This window comes from Paenibacillus sp. HJGM_3 (assembly GCF_045062745.1).
Taxonomy (GTDB): domain Bacteria; phylum Bacillota; class Bacilli; order Paenibacillales; family NBRC-103111; genus Paenibacillus_AA.
On record NZ_JBJGED010000003.1, the window covers coordinates 311,901 to 332,268 of the forward strand.

Consider the following 20,368-nt stretch of genomic DNA (forward strand, 5'->3'; position numbering starts at 1 on the left):
AGCAGTATTATCGAAGATTAATTGTTAAATTTATTAAACATGGAGGAAGTCAAATGGCTACTATTGTGAAAAAATTTGTAGTAGGCATCCCTGTTACGAAATCAGGGAATGCCGAAGAATACGAAAAGGCTATCGAATGGTATGTTAATGTGCTGGGATTTGAAGTTGTCTGGAAAATGGGAATTGCTTGTCTTAAACTCGAAAATGGACAAGAAATAGGACTTTTTGGAGAGGAGGACGATGAAAACAGTCTTTGGTATACAGGTGATATTAAAAGCAATCCGCATTACAGCATTCAATTTATTACAGATAATATCGAGGAATTACGTTCTGATTTAATTAAAAGCGGTGTGGCCGTGGGTGAAATTATTCTTGATACAGGCGGAGGTGAACCAATAATGATGTTCTATGATCCTTATGGGAATCGGTTCTGGGCTGTTGAAGACAAGAAAATAGATAGGGTAAAACAAGCGCGTGATCAAGCAATTGCACAGCTGTCTGTTGATACGTTATCATAAGGACATCTTCGCAAGTTGAACTACCCTGAAAATAACTGATAGCACGTATCCCGAAAAAAGACAATACGAAACTAGGCGCAGCTTGTACAGCTTTTAAAAAAGCTGCGTCTTCTTTGTTTAGTAGGGAGGATCAGGAAGCTTCGGATGTGGCCAATGTTACGGTAAAGCCAAGGTTTTCGAGCTTTCGGACGGTCTGTCTAACGATAGCGTCTTGGTGTCGTTTCTGCAGCATTCTTTAATATGTCAAAACGATGTTAACCTTGCACTTGAGAAGCAGCAAAGTATAACCAAGAATGGCGTGGAAGGTTTACATGATCAAAAAAGATAGGGCTGCGACCGTTGCCGAAGGCAATCTACTCGCAGCCCTTCCTTGCATGTGCATGCAGCGGCGGGGCTTACCGGATTCTGGACTGCAGCATCATGCGGTAACGGTCAGACAGGGCAGCCAGATACCGCTTTAGATATTTCCAGCTGATGTAGGCGATCGCTCCGACGATTCCGGCGACGACAGCGGCAAAGAGCATGCTCCACTCAGTCGGGACCGTGTAGGTTGGGCCCAGGTTCATATTGATCCAAGGAACACCAAACGTGCGCAATAACCCGGCCAACAGGATCAGGATGGCGCAAAAGCCGAAGCCGTATGCGATCGTACCCAAGATCGGTACGAGAATCACACTAAGCAGCCCCGCGGTACTATAAAAACCGATCATGGCTATGACTTCCGAGAAATTACTCGGTCTCTTCTGCAGGAGATACTCGCTTCGATAAGCTTTTGCCAGCTTCTTCGGGTCGCCTAGCTTCGCCAAGATCACCGCATCCGTCTGACCGTCCTGCAGTCCATGCACGATATGGCTTTCAATTTCCCGGATCGCATCAAGCCTTTCCTCCTCCGGCAAGATTCGTAAGTGTTCGTTTAACTTCTCCAAATAGACTTTTACCGTAGGGCTCATATACGTTCCTCATCTCTGTATGCTTCAATTTGATTAACGGCACCCGCGATGTGATTCCACTCCAGTGACATCGTCTGCAGCATATGCTTTCCGTGCGGGGTAAGGCTGTAATACTTGCGAGGCGGACCTGACTCGGACTCTTGCCAGAACGAGTCGAGCACCTTTTCTTTGACCAGTCGTCGCAGGAGGGGATAGAGCGTGCCTTCCGTGATGGCAAGTGGCTCCCAACGGTTCAGCACCGTGACCAATTCGTATCCATAGGATGGCCTTCCGTCGATCAGTAATAAAATGCAATACTCCAATATGCCCCGTCTAACTTGAGAAGTCCATTCCGGCATCGATATTCCTTCCCCCATTCCGGGTACTATGTTACCACATAATACTGTGCGCCACAAGGTACCTTCTTGTGGCGTTTTTTAAACGCTCTTAAACCGAGGGACGAGCAGGATATTTTATGTATCTCTAAAAATGAGGGATATAGATGAATAAATTTATTGTTAGGAGAGCGGATATTAACGACGTAGTTGGACTGTCTGATCTGTTCGTTGATTTTATTGGAAGAGATTCCGAGACGAAGGTTTTCGCCTTCCAGCATTCGCTCCAACAGTTTGGTCTGATCTTCGCGAGATGAGTGGTCTACTTGTACCGAAGATGAGCTCGGCGCTCCGGCATACCCTCGCGGTTTCACCGCTTCTCTTTGCCGTGAGCCTTCGTATGAAGTTGGCTGCTGTCTACGCTCATCCTGCGAACGCATAGGTTCATCTGCTCCTTTAGGTTCGGCCCTTCCGGTTTCCGGCGTCCCGTACTCCCATACTATGGACTCTGCTGACTCCTGGGGATTCAGCGCGGCGTTTCCACCGCGGTTACGATAGTACTTCGCGTATTCCGCAGGTCTCCCCAGATAAGTTCGTCATCTTTCCGCCCGCGCTCGCCCAAGTTTACGGTTACAGCCTTTGGCAGCTTTGGATTTTGTCATGTAGTGGTGACTCATCCAGCTCCAACCGCCTCAAATTGGATTCGTGTACCTCGAGCCGTGCTTTTGCCTCCAGCTTCCTTCGGATTCCGCCTCGCGGCGGACACCCTTGCTCTTGGCTATGGTAGGCGCTTGCCAGCCCCCATTCCGGACTTTCACCGTATAGATGACGGCTGGGCGTACACAAATTGGAGGCGGCCTGAACATCAGGCCGCCTCCATTTATGGTGCGTTACGATTATTTGCACCCTTTTTCAGACAATGAGCAAATCCAGTGGAGATTCTCATCTGATGACATGGTCATGAAGTAAGCAGAACAAACCAAATTGCAAATTGCCATAGAGTCGGTTCACTCCCTAAACTGAAGGCGAACAGACAGAAACATTGAAGGGAGGAGCAAGATGGAAGACACGGTTAAGGTTCTGGTGATCGGGGCCACTTTCGCAGGTATTGGATTGGCACAGAAGTTAGGATCACAAGGATTACTAGTTGAGCGAACGATGCTAGTTGGACATGAATTTATCAATTGCTATCGTACAGGTCACAATTGGAACCGAACTCCGCAGTCAACATTAACCGAGCAACTGCGCAAACAATGGATGAACCGGAACTTGTTGAATGAGGCAGGTGGGGTGCACTTAGGAGGGTTGGCGCCTTCAGTTTACAAGCTACTGCTTGATTCTCAGCAGCCGATCCGATTCATGACCGAGGTTCTGGATGTGAGGCCGCGATCAGGAGCCGGCTATGAGGTGACTCTGTATGATGCAACCGGAGTTCGCAATATGTGCGTCGACCAAATCATCGATACTACTTCGGAGTGTCGTTCGGCTGGAGGAAAGGTGCCACTCGGGGCTAAGTTCATAGGGGCTGATCTGCATCGGGATACGGCAAACCTTGCAGAAGACTCGTTGGATTTCCTTATGGAGCAGGAGGAACTTCTAACTGCAGGTTTGTTTGCATCGGAAGCTTATCTGCAATTTCCAGTTGATGCCTCGTCCACCTGGGACATGGCACGGGAACAGCTGCACCACTATTGGAAATCGAGACCTGAATCGCTCCGACCTTGGACAATCGCTGCCATTGCGGACGTGTTTTCAGTCCGGACCGAGGCCCAGCACGTGAAGCTGGGGGAAGGGTGGTTATGGATGCCGTCATGTGGGTTTGATAATCCCCTTCACGCGATGGATGAGGGTTTTCAATACGGGGAAGAGGTGCAGCAGCATGAACTTTCATTATCGTGAGCAAGGTTCCGTAGTGGTAAAGACAGCCGGAGATCCAATTGAATTTTCCGATCGGTTCGATGTCATTGTTGTCGGATTGGGGACGGCAGGAGCAATCTCCGCGATTACGGCCGCTAACAAAGGGCTCCGCGTGTTAGGATTGGAACGACTGAACTCGATGGGAGGAGCGGGAACAAACGGAGCGATCATTGGCTATTATTACGGCTCACCGGGCGGGTTGTTCGAATCGATCGATGAGGAGACCCGAGAGCTGGAGGCGATGGGCTACACGAAGTCCCGAGGGGTCAATGCAGAGGTCAAGAAGATTGCCCTCGAGCGCAGAGCCCTGGATACCGGAGCTACGGTTCAATATGAAAGCGCGGTTGTAGGGGTTTACATGGAAGGGATGGCCGTGAGAGGAGTACGGTGGATCGGGCCAGAAGGAATTCAGCAGGCAAGCTGCCGAATCTTGATCGATGCGACCGGTGAAGCTGAGGTTTGCTCCATAATGGGCGCTGAGATGTATGGAAGCGGCAGGCAGCTTGACGGGAAGATGCAGCCGTTCTCCCTACCGGTAATGGCCATTCGTGATCAATGGGTCCATAATATGTACAGCGACCATGGATATGTGGATCAAACCAACCAAGATGAGCTTACTCAAGCCATTCTCCGATCCGCCTGCATATTCACTCATTTGCCGGACCAATATAACGAATCCACGAAGTTCTTGAAGCTCGCACCGCAGCTTGGGATTCGAGAAGGACGATTCATTCTCGGTGAAGAGCAGGTAACGTTTGCCGATGTTGTGGCCGATCGTCTATCTGCAGAACCGCTCTTCTATGCCTATTCGAATGTGGACAATCATGCAAAAGACATCGCATTCGAGAGTGAACTACAGCAGGATTGGGCAGTTGCAGCCAGCTTGTGGGGTCTAACCCTATCGGTCCCCCTTCCATTGGGTGCTCTTATTCCCAAAGGCTTCGACAATGTGCTGGTAGCGGGACGGTCCATTGCCATTGATCATGATCTGGCGGCTTGTGTGAGGATGAAGCGCGATATGCAGAAATGCGGGGAAGCTGCTGCTTTGATCGCCTATCTAGCGCTAGATCAAGGACTCTCAGTCAGGCATGTTCCCTATGATCAACTGCGTCCCCTGCTTTTAGAAAACGGATGTTTGCGGCCTTCCAATCACGTAGGGATGAAGGATGGCCTATCTGTTGGGGAAGATGAAACCAATCAAAAAGTGATTTGGCTAACGAGTTTGGAACGTATTAAGGAAGAGCTGGCCGGCGATAAGCCAGGTATCGCCATTTGGTCCACTCGAAGACTAGGGGCGGCCATCAATGGCACGCTTAAAGAATGGCTGAGCCAAACAACCGCCGATCAGCAAAATTTGCGCAAAAACACGGCCTTCGCACTGGCCTTGCAGGGGGATGAAGCAGCAATTCCGCATTTGAGGGATTGTGTGAGAACGCGAGATCCTTACGTTCCTAGAACTAGCCGAAAATACAATCAGGCGAGAGGCTACGCTGCCATCTACCTGTTAGGCAAGCTTGGCGACGTGGAGATCGTTCCGGAGCTGCTGCAAATCATGCGGCAACGGGACCAGTTTATTAATCAATCTACAGACATTGAATTTATTAATCACAACGATGAATACTTTTTCCAGTACTTCTCCTTTTCCTTGATGGCGCTCATTCGGATCGCTGAACGGCACCCGGGAATTCGAGGTCAGCTTCTTGAAACCGTTGTTCCCCTTGTAGAAGATCCCCATTTTTCCATACTCGTCACGATGAAGCCATCCAAGGATGTTAATTACGACATGGCCGATACCGTGCGAAATATTGTGCGTAAAAAAGCGGCCTCTTGGGAATCCAAGGTTGGAAATGCAGCATCCGCCCCGTAATGTCATCAAATGCAAAGCGACTTTAGGATTGCTAATAGATTTTTAGCCATTCAGAGCTTACTCTGAAGAAAACTAAACGACCGAACCAATAGAAAAAAACGGAGGTCATCTCATTGAAAAGGCAATTGACCGTAATTACATTGACGGCGGCAGTGGCGGGAAGCCTTCTGGCCGGATGTTCATCCAATAGCAATAGCGACGCTCCATCCTCTAGCACACAGCCGTCAGCGGCTGCTCCGATCAAGCTTTCCTACTGGACGCCGATTACTGCCGATGTTACCCGATCCTTGAAAAATTATGGCGAATCTTTATTTTATCAGGAAATGGAAAAGAAGATGAATGTAAAAATTGAGTTTCAACATCCGGCTGTCGGCAGCGAGAACGAGCAGTTTAACTTGTTAGTCGCTTCAGGGAATTTGCCCGACATCATTGAAAGAGATTTTACCACTTATCCCGGAGGCCCTGCGAAAGCGCTTTCCGATAAAGTGCTCATCAAGCTGAATGACATCATCGATAAAAATGCGCCAAACCTGAAGAAGTACTTAGCCGAACATCCTGAAATCAAGAGAGAGATTAGTACGGATGACGGCACCATTTATGTTTTCCCTGGAATCGGGATCGGCAACAACGCGGTATCCGGGGGCATGGTGCTTCGCAAAGATTGGTTGAATGAGCTGAAGCTTGAAGTGCCGGTAACCATCGAGGATTGGACGAATGTGCTAAGACAATTCAAAGAGAAGAAAAATGCAAAGGCGCCGCTTACCATGAGGCTCGCCGATTTTAATCGCGAAATGTTTAACGGGCCTTACGGGATTGGCTGGGATTTTTATCAAGAAAATGGAAAAGTAAAATACGGTCCCTACGAAGCGAACTACAAAAATTATTTAACCCAGTTAAACGCCTGGTACAAGGAAGGCCTGCTTGACCCGGATTTCGCCACTCAAGATGCCAAGTCTCTCGATGCAAAAGCGACAAACGGAAGCTCAGGCGCATTTTTTGCCTTTATCGGCAGCGGGATGGGGAAATATTTGAACGCGGCACAAGGCACATATGATCTTGTAGGAGCGCCGTATCCGGTACTACGCAAGGGAGAAGAGCCGCGATTTATCAACAAACCTTTCGATTACCGAGGTGGAGGTAGCGCAGGGATTACTCCTGCCAATAAATATCCGGCCGAAACCGCCAAGTGGTTGGACTATCACTATTCCAATGAAGGTCATATGTTGAAATCCTTTGGGGTAGAAGGGGTAACTTACACGATGGTGAACGGGTATCCCAAGTATACGGATTTGATTATGAAAAATCCGGATAAGCTCTCGGTTGGCGAAGCCATGGCCAAATATTTGCGAGTTTCCACTCCTTCCCCTGGATTCGTCGGCGATGATCGCTACATTGATCAGTATTACCCGCTTCAGAGTCAGAAGGACGCCTCGGCAATATTCAGCCGTCATCAAAAAAATGCAACCGCCGTCCAGATGCCCCGCGTGACGCCAACCGTTGCAGAAGCGAGCGAGTTGTCCACGATCATGTCCGAAGTGACTACGTATCAGAGCGAAATGTTCCTGAAGTTCATTATGGGTGTCGAGCCGCTTGCCAATTTCGACAAATATATCGCCCAAATGAAGGCGCTCAAGATTGAACGAGCCATCGCGATCCAACAAAATGCACTGGATCAATATAATAAGCGCAAATAGAGAAAGACGGATTCAGGCAGAGCCTGCGGATTGCGGATCTGCTCTGCCTGAACTCCTTTAAGAGACCGATAGGAGCGTGCAGCATGAGAAGCGTACTGCAGGATTATCGCAAGCATAAATATTTATATTTCATGATCTTCCCCGTTGTTGTTTTCTATGCCTTGTTTCACTATGTGCCCATGTATGGAGCCATCATCGCCTTTAAGGATTACCGAGTTGCGGAAGGATTTCTCGGCAGTCCCTGGGTAGGCTTTCAGCATTTCACGACTTTTTTTGAGAGCTACTATTTTTGGAGGCTTCTGAAGAATACTTTGCTGCTGAATCTGTATTCGCTTGTATTCGCCTTCCCGGCACCCATCCTATTTGCCCTCTTAATCAATGAAATAGGAGGACGCTTTTTCAAGAAAGCAGTTCAAACGATTACCTACCTTCCTCATTTCATATCGCTGGTTGTCATTTGCGGCATGATCAACCAGTTCGTGGCAAGAGAAGGCGTCATCATGGATATGCTGGTTTGGTTGGGGATGGACCGGACTTCGTTGCTAGCGCATCCCGAATTTTTCCGCACGATCTATATAGCTTCCGACATCTGGCAAAGTGTGGGGTGGGGCTCCATCATCTATCTGGCTGCGATCACCGGGATCAATCCCGAATTGTACGAGGCATCCCGGGTCGATGGAGCAGGGAAGTGGAGGCAGACTCTGAATATTACGCTGCCCGGCATTGCGCCGATCATCATCATCCTGTTCATCTTGAAAATCGGGCACATGCTGGACGTGGGATTCGAGAAAATCATTCTGCTGTATAATCCCAACACCTATGAAACCGCTGACGTCATTAGTACTTTCGTCTATCGCAAAGGGCTTGGCAACTCATTCGAATTCAGCTACGCTACAGCCGTAGGATTGTTTCAATCCGCATTGAATTTTTTGCTGCTCCTCATAGCTAACAAGATTAGTCGAAGACTGGGCGAAAGCAGCTTATGGTGAGGGGGAGATCCAAGTGAAACCAAACACGATACGAAGAGCAAACGGTGAAAACGTTTTCCAATGGTTTAACATTTTGTTGATGAGTGCGATGATCGTCGTTACCTTGTATCCCTTCATCTATGTGATCATGTCTTCGCTCAGCGATTCCAGACTGCTCCTGTCCCACACCGGCATCTTATTGTGGCCGGAAGGATTTACATGGGGGGCCTACAAGCTTGTCTTCCTGAATCCGAATATCCTTCGAGGCTATGCGAATACGCTGTTTGTTGTAACCGTCGGCACATCGATCAACTTGTTCTTGACCTGCTTGGGGGCGTATGTGCTGTCCCGCAGAGGGGTTCCATGGACGAATAAGCTTATGCTGCTTATTGTGTTTACGATGTTTTTCTCCGGAGGAATGATCCCTTCCTATTTGCTTGTGAACAATTGGCTGCATCTGGGCAATAGTTTGCTGGCTCTCATCATCCCCGGGGCCATCTCAACATGGAACTTAATCATCCTTCGAACCTCATTTGCTTCCATTCCCGATAGCTTATTCGAATCGGCGAAGATCGACGGAGCCCATGATTTCACTATTCTTGCGAGAATCGTTGTCCCGTTATCCCTTCCTGTTCTTGCGGTTATGACCCTGTTCTATGGGGTTCATCACTGGAATGCCTGGTTCTCTTCCATGCTGTATCTGAGAGATCGCAGCCTGTTCCCTCTGCAGCTCATCCTTCGAGAAATTCTGATCCAGAACAGTACGGAATACATGACTAGCCATTCGTCTGCAGGCGAAATCGAAACGGTCGGAGAAAGCATCAAATACGCAACCATTATGGTGGCCACGCTGCCGATCCTGTTCATTTATCCTTTTTTGCAAAGATATTTTGTAAAAGGTGTTATGATTGGATCCATCAAGGGATAACAGCGATGAAAAACCATTATGGCGGCGGAGCGTGATTGCATTGTTTGGTCTGGAAAAAAATAGCGTCATATCACGATGGATTCGGTCGTATGCGATCGTACTATTCATTCCGATTGCGATCATGCTTGTTACTTATTTTCAGACCCGGCATGTAATCGAAGAAGAGATCAATCGTGCAAACAAATCGCTTCTGTCGCAGTTCCAGCAAGATATTGACAATCAAATTGAATATGCCTACCGCTTAAGCGAAGTCATCTCCATTAATTCCAAGGTTCGTCAGCTTATGCGAACACAAGGGACAATCGGTCCGGAAGATCGGATTGCGATGGTGAACGCCTTAGCTGATTTCAAGGTATACAACAGCTCTCACCGGTACTCCAATCGCTTTTATTTGTACTTCCACAATAGCAATTTCATCCTGACGGAGTCTTCCTACTATGAGCCGGAGGTGTTTTATACGACGGTGCAAGCAGGTTCGGGCTTGTCCTACGAGGAATGGAAGCGCTTCCTGGATCAGACGTATCGCGGGCAATTTTTCTCAATGCAAACCGATCACGGACAGCAAACCGAAGGAATCTCCTTCGTTCAAACGTTGCCTTTTGAAGACCGAAGTGGTCGTCTCGCTACCCTGGTGATCGAATTGAATATTCAGAGTTTGCTATCTGCCATGCGAAATGTTCAATCTTACAATCAAGGGCATGTTTACATTCTGAACGGTGCCAATCAATTGCTTGCTGCATCGGAACCAACCAAACCGACGTCCGATATGTTTGACGGCATGATTGGTGAAAGAGGGACGATTCAGCGTCATTGGGACGGAGAGGATGTAATCATCTCTTATATCCAGTCCCGAAGCACAACTTGGAAATACGTATATGTTCTTCCTTCGAAATTATATAGCCAGAAAGCGGAGTATGTTCGCGATCTGACCGTACTAACGCTGGTTATCGCCATTGCAGTTGGAGTCATCCTTGCGATCCTGCTGGCGAGACACAACTATTATCCGCTGCAGCAGCTTGTGCGGTCTGTCGCGGCCCGCTCCCGACTAAACCACGGTGTTACCGTCAATGAGTACGATTTTTTGGAAGAAGCAATTGAGAACACCATGGACATGAACAACCAGATGAACCGGATGATTGAGAAACAGAAAACTGTGCTGCGCTCCAATTTGCTTGTTCGCATTCTCAAGGGACGTGTGGGACAGGAATTCCCGGTTCATGAGGCTATGGCGGAGTATGGCATGAAGCTGCGGTCCGAACATTTCGCCGTGCTGCTTTTCTACTTGGAGGACTTTAGCGGAATCTTTCACAAGGACGAGACGGATGCGGAGAAGAAGCGAGAGTTGGTTCATCTCATTCTATCCAACATCGTTGAGGAGATGGTCGGACAGAAGTACCAGGGCTGGATGACCGAAATTGATGAAATGCTCGCTTGTATTGTTAATCTGGGTCCGGATGTGTCGCCGGAGGAAGCGAAACAAGAGCTAACCTGTATCACGGAAGAAGCTCAGCGGTTCATTGGCGGTCGATTCCATATCTTCTTCACGGTTTCGGTGAGCACGGTCCGAAGAACCATTTCCGAATTGCCGACCGCCTACCAAGAAGCTTTAGATGCAATGGAATATAAAATGGTGTTCGGGACCCAAACCGTCATTTTTTATGATCAGATTCAGAGCTTCAATCGTTCGTATGTTTACTCTCTTGAGAATGAACAGCAATTGATCAATTACGTAAAAGCCGGAGATTTCGAGCACGCCAAGGCCATCCTTGATGAGGTCATCGCCCATAATCTGACGGATAAAGGCATGTCGATTGACATGGTGCGGTGTCTCATGTTCGATATCATCAGCACGATGATGAAGGCGGCCATTGAAGTGAATCTGGATCAAACGGAGCTGTATATGGACAACATGAAAGCAGTGGAAGAGCTGATGGATGGGGTTACGGTTATGGCCATGAAGGATCGGATGATCGTGTTTCTAGGTAAAGTATGCGATCATGTGCACGCCAAGAAGAGAAGCCATAATTTCCGCCTCAAAGAGAATGTGCTTGAGTTTATCAATCGCGAATTCCGAGATCATAACCTGAGCGTTACGATGATTTCGGATGAATTCGATATCCATCCTTCTTATTTATCGCGTTACTTCAAGGAACAGGTCGGGGAATCATTGACGGACTACATCAATAAGCTACGCGTGAATAAAGCGATTGAGCTGTTGAAAGATGACGAAATTCTGATCAAGGATATATGTGATCTTGTCGGGATCAGTAGTATCAGTACATTCATTCGACTTTTTAAAAAATATGAAGGTGTGACTCCGAGCGTTTATAGGGAGAGCAGGAAAAATAGTTAGAAGAGAAGATATGGGATAGAAAGGGGGTGGTCACTCTCTTATATCGCCAATAGCTAGCCGACATTCCCAGTCATGCTTTACGTCCAGCTAGCACCAATTCTGATGAGAAAGAAGGTCTTTAATGGATAACACACTTCGCCAAGCTGCCTTCAAGCCCATGTTGTTGCTGTTATTCGCCCTTATCGTCGCGCTTATCGTTTTCCTGCTTCCTTCACAACCAGCACGAGCCTACACGGACCCTAGCAACATGACCGACGCTTCCTTTTTCTCCAAGCTCAATCTTGATTATCCCGGTCTCGCGACGGTGAAGGCAAACGTTGCCGCTGGCAACTACACGGCCGCCAAGACAAACCTGCTAAGTTATTATCAAAACCGCACCACCCCCGTCTATTTCACGGTCGGTACAACGCCTTCCGGAGGTCCGATGGAATCCAGCCCGGATGACCTGGTCAACTACATATTCACGATTCTCGGTGAGACCAAGAACTTCAGCGGGTCCGGCGGCATCCAGTGGGATGAGACATGGTCGGGCGGTTCCTGGTCGAACGGCTCGTTCAACAACCGAGTGAACGAATTTCTGATGTACAACATTCTCGCTCCTGCGTACAATGGGCTCGCTCCCGGCGACCCGAAGCGGATTGCGTACTCCGACACCTGGATGAAATTCGCCTTGGAATTTATTGTGGACAAAGGCAATACGAACATCGCGTCAGAGGTTTTTCTGGACATGGCGAAGCGGCTGTCCGCGTGGAACATGGCCTATTCGGTGTTCCGGAACAGTCCTTCGATTGATTCGAACGGTAATGCGGCTTACCTGAAGCATATCTGGCAAATGGCCGACTACGCGTATACGAACATCGAATCGACAGAAGGTAACAACTGGTACGCCAGTATCGCCCGCTCGATGTACGTCACCGGCGTCTACTTTCCCGAGTTCAAGGATGCGGAGAGCTGGAGGATGCGCGGCGAAGGCGCGATGAGCAAGTACATTGGCAAACACATCAAGGGCGACGGCATGAACTCTGAGCCTACGGAGAACTATCATCTATATGCCCTGCAGTTGGCCAATACGATTCAGAAATTCGGGCAGCTGAACGGCTATTCCAATGTGCTGAAGGACTCCAGAGAGCTGCTCGAGCGCAGCGCCGAATTTACGATGGACGCGCTCCTCCCGAACCTGGAGGAAGGGCCGATGATCGGGGATTCCTCTTATAAGAACTTCTCCCCCCACTCGGTTCTGAACGATTATTCGACCATTTACGGTCGGTCGGATTTCGAATACGTCGCTACGGATCGAGCCGGCGGGACCATGCCGGATCATACGTCCGTCGTCTATCCGAACAGCTCCGCGATCATGCGAACGGGCTGGAACGACAACGACAAGTATATGTACATCGAGAATGGAGATACGAATTACGGAGGTTCCCACAACCATCCGGATGACCTAAGCCTCGTCATGTACGCATTCGGCAAGCGGCTGATCGCCGACCCGGGGGTTTATACCTACGATATGCCAAACACGGTGGGGCAGTGGCTGAGGGACACCACGGAAGCCCACAACACGGTCGAGGTGAACAACGCCCCGCAAAGCCTGGGCGGGAAACGCCAGCTGAACAAATGGATCTCGAACGACGGCTTCGACATCTATGACGGCCAACACGACAGTTACGCGCCGATCCACCACAACCGCAAAGTGTTTTTCGTCAAGCCGAACTACTGGATCGTTTCGGACGTGATGACGGGCGGCTCGAGTGCCAATACGTACGAGCAATTGTGGCACTTCCTCCCGAATACGCTCAGCCTGAACGGGACTTCGAAGGCGGTGACGACGCAGTTCGCCGGGGAGCCTAACGTGAAAATCGTGCCGGCCGATCCTTCTTCCATCACGGCGGCAGTGCGGAACGGGTATTATTCAGACACTTACAATTCCTATTCGGCAGCCCAATACCTAGCCTACACCAAGTCAGCATCGGACAGCACTTCCTACGACACGGTGATTTTTCCCGAGGATACGGGTCAAAATCATAATGTTACGGTGTCGCGCCTCGCGATGTCAGGCGTTAACCCTCACACCGCTACGGCGCTGACGATCCACCTCGATGCGGGGAACAACGGGAATGTGGCTGCCTACTATCTCTCGCACGAGACGACGCATCCGACTCGAAGCTTCGGGACATACGGCTATAACGGCGAGCTGGCCTATATCGAGAAGACGTCAGGCGGCGCGCTTAGCCAGATCGCGATCACTGAGGGCAGCCTGTTGACGGACGGGGCAACGAATCTCCTCTCGGCTACCGGCAAGGTTCAGAACTTGTCGGTGAAGTACAGCGGCACGACCCTGCAGCTGTCCAGCAGCGATAAGCTCGCGTATACGGTCACGATTTTCGCGCCCGGGGTGACGTCCGTGACGTTCAATGGGGCCGGCATCGGGTTCACGACGGCGGGGAATTTCATCACCGTAGCGGCGGCCGGGGCGAGCACGGCTTCGACGGTGTTGACGGATAGCTTCGACACGGATCCGCCGACGAATGATTTGACGGACGAGTTCTATAACTTCGAGAGTGGATCGGCGACCGGCTGGCAGCCGGTTAACGGGACATGGAGCGTCGTGACCCAAGGCGCGGGCAAAGTGTACCGCCAGACCGACAATACCGGCGTGAACGCCAAGACGGTCACCACATCTACGTGGACGGACGTGCTCGTGGAGGCGGATGTGACGACGGTGTCGACTACGACCGCCACGAACGGGGTCCAACTGATGGCCCGGTACCAGGACGCGCTCAATACGTACACATTCCGCTATTACGTGCAGAGCGGGACCGCATCGTTGCGGATCGAGAAGATAGTGGCCGGCACGACTACGGTGCTCGCGACTACGCCGTTCACAATGAATAATGGCACTACGTATAAGCTGAAGGGGACGATCAGCGGCAATACGCTCAAGCTGTACGTCGACGGGACCCTCATCTTGAGTGCGACCGATTCGGCCATTAACGGAGGGTATGTCGGACTGAGCACGCATCGACGCGATGCGTACTTCGACAATATCAAGGTAGCGGAGATCATCGGAGACGAACCGCTGACGAATGAGCTGCATAACTTCGAGAGCGGTTCGGCGACCGGCTGGCAGCCGATTAACGGGACATGGAGCGTCGTGGCCCAAGGCGCCGGTCAAGTGTACCGCCAAACGGACGACGCCAGCGTGAACGCCAAGACGGTTACGACGTCCAAGTGGACGGACGTGCTCGTGGAGGCGGACGTGACGACGGTGTCGTCCACGACCGCCACGAACGGAGTCCATCTGATGGCCCGGTACCAGGATGCGCTCAATACGTACACATTCCGCTATTACGTGCTGAGCGGGACCGCATCGTTGCGTATTGAGAAGGTATTTGCCGGCACGACTACGGTGCTCGCGACCACGCCGTTCACGATGGCGACCGGAACTACGTACAAGCTGAAGGGCACGATCAGCGGCAATACGCTCAAGCTGTACGTCGACGGGACCCTCTATTTGACGGCGACCGATAGGGACATTACCGAAGGATTTGTCGGACTGAGCGCGCATCGCCGCGATGTGTACTTCGACAATGTCAAGGTGTCGGAGGTTATCGGAGACGATTGGGAAATCAACCGCGGGCCTTGGTCGATCGACAACTCCGAGCTGTATACCGACTCGCTCAGCTTAGGTCACTCGGAGGTGCGAACGCGGCAGCAGAACGACTTGTACGCCTACAGCGGACAGGCGAAGGTGAAGGTCGTCGCCTGGGGCGCGACGCCGGCCAGCGCCGGACTTGTCGCCCGCTCGCTCGGCATCAACGACGGTTACCGCTTCCTTCTGTACAACAGCGGTAGCGGCACGAAGCTGCGCATCGAGAAGGTGCTGAGCGGCCTGCAGGCCATCTCGGCGTCGACCGTGCTTGCGGAGAAGACGTACACGATCTCCACCGGCACGTACTACACGCTGAAGGCCACCGTAGAGGGCGGTGTGCTGAAGCTGTACGTGAATGGGACGCTCGAGCTGAGCGCCTACGACACGACGCTGCCGCGCGGCGGCTTCGGGTTCCGGGCGACGAACGCTCAGGCGAGTTTCGACAGCGTGTTGCTGGAGCGGCTCCAATAGAGGATAGCGAGAAGGGCTCGGGAACATGATTCATGGTCCCGGGCCTTTTTGATGCTTGATGGCTGTGCCAGTAAGATCAACCCTTGATCTTACTGGCTTTTTTATATAGTTAAGGAAACTATAGACGGTTCCAAGGATGATTTTGTTCTGTTTGTACGAATGGTCACAAATACGAGCATTCGGTCACGGAATTATATAGCCGCGGCGGCAACGTGATTGCTAAAATTTTACTGTTGGAACCGGTTACAAAGGAGGAGTTCGTTTATCTATGACAAGGGCAAGGAACAGATCAGGTGTACTTGGTGCAGTGTGTCTGACCATGGCGATCCTAACGGCTCTCCTCGGCGGATGTGCCAAGCCGTATGCACAGGCCCATTCCGGTGCTGTTGACGTTGACGTCGGTGTCGTGAACAGCGAGGTGGTGGAAGCAAGAGAATTTGCCTTCTTTTTGTTGGCCGAACGCTCTAAGGTATATGCGTACTTTCAAGCCAAATACGGGGTGGAGGACAGTCCGGCATTCTGGAACCAATCCTTCAACGGGGAAACACCGCTCGAGAAAATTACAAACGACGCTTGGAGCAAGGTGGTCGCGGCGAAGGTTCAGCAATCGCTCGGCGTCCAAGCCGGCTTCCTGCAGGACACCAGCTATACCGCATTTCTGGAGCAGCTGCAGGCGGAGAACGAACGGCGCCAAGCGGACGTGCGTAAGGGCAAGCCGCTTTACGGGCCTACTCAGCTCGGGGAAAAAATGTACTACGACATGCGGCAGTCTCAGCTGCTGGAAGAGCTAAGGAGGAAGTATAGCGAGCGCAAAGTCGTCGACGATTCGGACATTGCCAACTATTACACGGAGAATCAGCGCGATTTTATGAAGACGGGCTTAACGAAAGTAAAGATGATCACTGCTTCTTATTCGACGACGAACGAGGGAACATCCCGCACGAACGCCGAGAATCGCCTGCAGGAAATCGCCAAGCGTGTAACGGCCGGCGAGGACTTCATGACCGTGACCGACAGCTATTGCCGGAGCCAGCCTACCGTATTCAGCTGCAAGGAGCGGCTCTTCGACGGGACGACGGCCAAAACCGACGTGATGACGAATCCTGCTCTCGCAGCGGAGGCCAAACAATTGGACAAGGATGGAATGAGCGCCATCATCGATGAGAAGCAAACGCTTAGCCTGCTGCAATGTTTGGACAAACAGGCCGATGTTTTGGTTCCATTGGATGAAGTGAGAAAGGGGATTGCAACGAAGCTGAGCGATCAATCGTTCGAACGGTTCCTTCAAGAGCAGTCAAGCCTCGCCCGAATCACGAGGGATGAGGAAGCATTGAAGTCAGCAGCTTCTAGCGTACTGCTTGGCAAATAAAGATTTCAAGAGGAGGTGGCCGCATGCGAAGAGGCATCGCCATTCTTGCAATGGCAGCGCTCTTGGTCGGCCTGGTTCCCCTGGGTACTCCACAGGCGGAGGCAGAAACAGTCACGGTATTATCTGAGAATTTCGAAAACACGCCCGTAGGACAAGTTCCTGCGGGCTGGGTCGCCACATCAAGCCCCAATTTAGTCGGCGTAGTAGAAGATCCTTCCGGGAACGGCTACTTATCCACGACCGAGAACAGCAACCAAACCGCTAACACAGCCACCTACAATTTTGTCGCTCCCATCACCACTTCGTTCAGCGTAGACCTGCGCGCCAAGACCAGCACGATAAGTTCCGGCTTCGAAGGTTACTTCTTTGCGCTAAAAGATCCGAGCGGGGCCAAGGTGGTCGAGCTGTTGTTTTTCGGGGACAAAATAACGCGCAGATCCGGCAACAATGATAAATCCACGGTCAAGTCCGGCATTGTGGCGAACCAGTGGTACAGCATTCATGTGGATGTCAATATGACCTCCAAGCAATATAGCGTAACGGTCGATGGCGTACAGATTGCCTCGGCGACGAATATTGCTCTTTATACGCCTACCGCTACCCAAGTGTCCCAATACTCGTTCTCCTCGTACAGGCTGCAAACCGGCACCATTGCCGTGGACGATCTGCTTATTGTCAAAGAAGACGACGGGCAAGGTCCTGTGAACCAGGCTCCGGCTGCGGTGACCTTGAACGTGTACGGCACGCCTGCTCCGGGGAATACGCTGACAGGCGGCTACGTGTTCAGCGATGCGGAGTCTGATCCCGAAGGAACGTCCACTTACCAGTGGTATCGGGGGGCGCAATCGAACGGCTCAGACAAAACGACGATCACAAACGCGGTATATGCAGACTACACGGTTGCTTCCACCGATGTGGGGAAATTTTTGTTCTTCGGCGTGACGCCCGTTGCTCAGGAGGGGACTACGACGGGGATGCATGTCGTAAGCACGGGGGTGTATGTGCCGGCACCACCTACATCCGCTGAAGCGGGAACCGTGACGGGCCATGCGATCGCCTTCGACGGCAGCAATCGATTCACAGACGAGATGAATGATTTCACTCAAGTATTCAGTCATAAAGGAACGACCCTTAGCAGCGGCAGCGCAATTGGTGTAGCAGGCGACTTCTCCTACTATTCGGATGCGAACGAGTTCAAGACCATGGATATTGAAGTGACCTATAACAAATGGGCGCTGAACTTCACGATCCAGAACGAGCTGTCGGTCGTCGAAGCGGTGTACAACAGCCAGACGGGAAGCTTCGAGAACGGCAAGACGGTCACGCTTCTCCGTAAGCTGCGTCCGGAGCTGATGGCCGGCGTTCAATATGTGAAGGCGACGTATTCGACGGCCGAGCCGATCACGCCGGGAACGAAGTACCTTCGCGTCATCCTGCCGCAGGCCGGATACTACGGGGATGCCGCGACGGCGAGCGACTTCAAGATTGATCAGATCGTGATCGAGAGCACGCTCTCCTCGACAAGGTCGATGGACGGCTACCTGATAGACGATGCATCCGGTTTCTCCAAGTATGTGGCCGGTACGGATACCGCCAATCTGCAGGTGGTCAATCCGACGAATATCGCCGATATCCGGACGTTTGGCACCAACTCCTATATCAAGCGCCGAGACACGACGGTGGCTTCGATGATGACGTATGCAGCACCGGCGGGCAAAGATTTCAAAACGGCTTATGTAGAGGGCTATTATTTCGGCAATCTCCCTAGCAGCCAGGCGATGGAGCTGTGGACATCCGTCAACGGTACGGACTTTACGCTATGGAACATTGCCGGCGTCTACAAGCATCCGGCCTTCGGGTCTTCCGCCAATAACAGCATTCCGGATGTGCTGCAAGCGAATTATTTGCCTACGGGAGTGAAATACGTCCGCGTGAAGCTCGTCGGCAATACGGGCAACGGCTTCCCTTATATGACGAAGATGGCGTTCGGCTATGGGGCGGAAGTTCCTGTGACTCCTGTCGACACGGACATCGTGATCAAGCGAGCTTCGGGTGAAATCGTGCTGGACGGCGTCGTAGCAACCGATTCGAACGGCAATCCGATCGGAGAATGGGCGGGCGCCGAGCTGATGCGCATCCAAGGCGTGATCGACAATAACGGGGACAGCCACAGCGCGGATATGTATTTCAAATATGACGAGAAGAAGCTGTATCTCGGCGCTAAAGTCAAAGATCCGACCCCGATGATCAATACGAAAACCGGAACCGGCATCTGGAACGGCGACGTGCTGGAGCTGTTCATGGGCACTGAGGATCTCGACTATACCCAGTACCCGGATAAAAAAGGGACGATGCTGCCTACGGATATCCAGCTCGTACTCGGAAGCGGAATTGACTTCGGCTATCAGTCCTACATGACCATTAACGGCGTCAACTCCAAACCGTCCGTCTTCATGGAGCTCAAGAAGGACGCGGATGGCAAGGGTTACACAATGGAGGTCGCGGTTCCCCTGCACCAGCTCGGTCTCACTCAACCATGGACAGGCAAGCCGTTCATTCTGAACGCTTTCCTGAGCGACGGAGGTTTTGCGAGCCGTGGACAATGGGGCTGGACGATTAACGGCGAGGTGAACAAGAAGGTCAGAGGCAACTTCGGCAAAATCGCCTTCGAGGGGGCGGCGGCACCGCCTGCGGAAATGGCTTTGAATGCGACGGTCGCTCTGAGCGCGCAGTCCGTAACCGTGACGGGGCAGACGTATCGCATGGCGAATAGCTTCGTTACGATGGCGATGCAAAGTGAAGCCGGGGCCACGATCGGGTTCGATCAAACGAGGAGCGATGCGAACGGCCGCTTCGAGTTCGTGTTCGATGTCAGCGGGTTGCCGAATCGAAAAGGCGTGTATACGGTCAAGGTCGGCGGCCAAGGCATTCAAGTTCCGCAAGTGCTTTCCTTCACGGTGGGTGACGGAACTTCGACGATCTCGCCTGTAACGGCTTCGTTTGACAAGAACGCCGCAAGTCAAGCCGATTTGAACCTCGACATGACCTTGAACGGGAATACGCTCGCTTCGATCGCACATGGATCAACTGTATTGACCGAAGGGACGGATTACACGGTGAACGGTACGCGAGTGGTGCTGTCCAAGACGTATCTCGCGACATTGCCTGTTGGAAGCACGACCTTCACGTTTGAGTTTAGCGCGGGCTCGGCTTCGGTATTCGATTTGCAAGTTATCGATACTACACCGGTTGATCCCGGCGACGGACCCGGAAACGGCAACGGCAACGGCAATGGCCACGGCCATGGCAATAGCCACGGCAACGGCAACGGCAATGGCCACGGCCATGGCCGTCCATGAGGAGGTCG

At 51.5% G+C, this 20,368-nt stretch carries 12 protein-coding genes; 10 read left to right on the top strand and 2 right to left on the bottom strand.

Features of this window, described 5'->3' with window-relative positions:
* The first annotated feature begins 53 nt into the window (after window positions 1–53).
* Window positions 54–518, top strand: coding sequence for a VOC family protein (locus tag ACI5FR_RS05430; protein WP_405451353.1), 465 nt, complete (start codon window positions 54–56; stop codon window positions 516–518).
* Window positions 519–913: 395 nt separating this feature from the next.
* On the opposite strand, the gene ACI5FR_RS05435 is transcribed toward ACI5FR_RS05430, so the two are convergent.
* Both ACI5FR_RS05435 and ACI5FR_RS05440 read right to left on the bottom strand, forming a co-directional pair.
* Complete coding sequence (locus tag ACI5FR_RS05435) at window positions 914–1,468, bottom strand: DUF1700 domain-containing protein (protein WP_405451355.1); 555 nt, start codon at window positions 1,466–1,468, stop codon at window positions 914–916.
* Complete coding sequence (locus ACI5FR_RS05440) at window positions 1,465–1,806, bottom strand: PadR family transcriptional regulator (protein ID WP_405451358.1); 342 nt, start codon at window positions 1,804–1,806, stop codon at window positions 1,465–1,467. Before ACI5FR_RS05440 ends, ACI5FR_RS05435 begins: the two co-directional genes overlap by 4 nt.
* A gap of 1,035 nt (window positions 1,807–2,841) precedes the next feature.
* Here ACI5FR_RS05440 and ACI5FR_RS05445 point away from each other — a divergent pair.
* The 9 genes from ACI5FR_RS05445 to ACI5FR_RS05485 all read left to right on the top strand — a co-directional run bounded on the left by ACI5FR_RS05445 (window position 2,842) and on the right by ACI5FR_RS05485 (window position 20,360).
* Window positions 2,842–3,681, top strand: a complete 840-nt coding sequence (locus tag ACI5FR_RS05445; protein WP_405451360.1) for a hypothetical protein — start codon at window positions 2,842–2,844, stop codon at window positions 3,679–3,681.
* Window positions 3,662–5,566: an FAD-dependent oxidoreductase gene (locus ACI5FR_RS05450; RefSeq protein ID WP_405451363.1), complete on the top strand. Its 1,905-nt coding sequence runs from the start codon at window positions 3,662–3,664 to the stop codon at window positions 5,564–5,566. Before ACI5FR_RS05445 ends, ACI5FR_RS05450 begins: the two co-directional genes overlap by 20 nt.
* Before the next feature lie 113 nt (window positions 5,567–5,679).
* Window positions 5,680–7,260, top strand: a complete 1,581-nt coding sequence (locus ACI5FR_RS05455; RefSeq protein ID WP_405451365.1) for an ABC transporter substrate-binding protein — start codon at window positions 5,680–5,682, stop codon at window positions 7,258–7,260.
* An 83-nt stretch (window positions 7,261–7,343) separates the two neighbouring features.
* Complete coding sequence (locus ACI5FR_RS05460) at window positions 7,344–8,249, top strand: ABC transporter permease (protein WP_405451367.1); 906 nt, start codon at window positions 7,344–7,346, stop codon at window positions 8,247–8,249.
* Window positions 8,250–8,328: 79 nt separating this feature from the next.
* Window positions 8,329–9,156 carry a carbohydrate ABC transporter permease gene (locus ACI5FR_RS05465; protein ID WP_405451502.1) on the top strand — a complete coding sequence of 276 codons (828 nt, stop codon included), beginning with the start codon at window positions 8,329–8,331 and terminating at the stop codon, window positions 9,154–9,156.
* Window positions 9,137–11,509 carry a helix-turn-helix domain-containing protein gene (locus ACI5FR_RS05470; protein ID WP_405451369.1) on the top strand — a complete coding sequence of 791 codons (2,373 nt, stop codon included), beginning with the start codon at window positions 9,137–9,139 and terminating at the stop codon, window positions 11,507–11,509. The genes ACI5FR_RS05465 and ACI5FR_RS05470 overlap by 20 nt, the downstream gene beginning before the upstream one ends.
* Before the next feature lie 121 nt (window positions 11,510–11,630).
* Window positions 11,631–15,632: a heparinase II/III family protein gene (locus ACI5FR_RS05475; RefSeq protein ID WP_405451372.1), complete on the top strand. Its 4,002-nt coding sequence runs from the start codon at window positions 11,631–11,633 to the stop codon at window positions 15,630–15,632.
* Window positions 15,633–15,939: 307 nt separating this feature from the next.
* Window positions 15,940–17,001, top strand: coding sequence for a peptidylprolyl isomerase (locus tag ACI5FR_RS05480; protein ID WP_405451375.1), 1,062 nt, complete (start codon window positions 15,940–15,942; stop codon window positions 16,999–17,001).
* Between the two features lie 23 nt (window positions 17,002–17,024).
* Complete coding sequence (locus ACI5FR_RS05485; RefSeq protein ID WP_405451378.1) at window positions 17,025–20,360, top strand: X2-like carbohydrate binding domain-containing protein; 3,336 nt, start codon at window positions 17,025–17,027, stop codon at window positions 20,358–20,360.
* Window positions 20,361–20,368 lie beyond the last annotated feature (8 nt).

Excerpts from the sequence above, each read along its gene's own strand:
- ACI5FR_RS05430 (WP_405451353.1), top strand. The coding sequence starts at position 54 with ATGGCTACTATTGTGAAAAAATTTGTAGTAGGCATCCCTGTTACGAAA.
- ACI5FR_RS05435 (WP_405451355.1), bottom strand. The coding sequence starts at position 1,468 with ATGAGCCCTACGGTAAAAGTCTATTTGGAGAAGTTAAACGAACACTTA.
- ACI5FR_RS05440 (WP_405451358.1), bottom strand. The coding sequence starts at position 1,806 with ATGCCGGAATGGACTTCTCAAGTTAGACGGGGCATATTGGAGTATTGC.
- ACI5FR_RS05445 (WP_405451360.1), top strand. The coding sequence starts at position 2,842 with ATGGAAGACACGGTTAAGGTTCTGGTGATCGGGGCCACTTTCGCAGGT.
- ACI5FR_RS05450 (WP_405451363.1), top strand. The coding sequence starts at position 3,662 with ATGAACTTTCATTATCGTGAGCAAGGTTCCGTAGTGGTAAAGACAGCC.
- ACI5FR_RS05460 (WP_405451367.1), top strand. The coding sequence starts at position 7,344 with ATGAGAAGCGTACTGCAGGATTATCGCAAGCATAAATATTTATATTTC.
- ACI5FR_RS05465 (WP_405451502.1), top strand. The coding sequence starts at position 8,329 with ATGAGTGCGATGATCGTCGTTACCTTGTATCCCTTCATCTATGTGATC.
- ACI5FR_RS05475 (WP_405451372.1), top strand. The coding sequence starts at position 11,631 with ATGGATAACACACTTCGCCAAGCTGCCTTCAAGCCCATGTTGTTGCTG.
- ACI5FR_RS05485 (WP_405451378.1), top strand. The coding sequence starts at position 17,025 with ATGCGAAGAGGCATCGCCATTCTTGCAATGGCAGCGCTCTTGGTCGGC.